This window comes from Acidovorax sp. KPB24-03 (assembly GCF_057546605.1).
The window spans coordinates 1-588 of sequence record NZ_BAAJYR010000937.1; the positions used below are offsets into that span (position 1 = coordinate 1).

General features: G+C 73.5%; 1 protein-coding gene. It reads right to left on the minus strand.

What is annotated here, in order from left to right:
* Window positions 1–588 (minus strand): MFS transporter (locus AC27KI_RS26900; protein WP_487116964.1); only part of this gene is annotated, 588 nt, incomplete at both ends.

A 588-nucleotide genomic window follows, 5' to 3' on the forward strand; every position in this document is an offset into this window, starting at 1 on the left:
CCACGCCCAGCACCAGCGCCGCGGCCGATCCATAGAAGATCCCGTGCGCCGCGCCGCGGTCCAGCAGCGCGCCAAAGATCGGGGCTGCCACGCAAAAGCCCAGGTCCAGGCCCGAATACACCGTGCCATAGACCCGGCCCGTCGCCCCGGGGGGCGCGGCCCGCTTGATGAGCATGTCGCGCGAGGGGCCCGCCAGGCCCGTGCCCAGGCCCGCGATGGCGGCGAACGCCACGGCGCCCATGCCGGGCAGCCAGCCGGTGCCCACCAGCAGCAGCAGCACGCCGGTGGCCAGCAGGCACACGGTGATGATGCCCTCCAGCCGCGCCACGCGGCCGGCGAGAAAGCCGCCCACCACCATGCCGGCGGCGCCGCACAGCATGTAGCCCGTGACCACCATGGAGGTCACCGCCAGCGGCAGGCCGTACATCTGCTGCAGCGCGGGGCTGGCGAAGCTCTGGATGGCGCTCAGGGCGCAGGTGGTCCAGAAGAAGAACGAGAAGCACAGCCACACCGAGGGCAGCTTGAGGAAGGCCATGGGGTGCTCGGCCACGGCCGCAGCGCCCGGCGCGCCGGCGGTGCCGGGCTTGG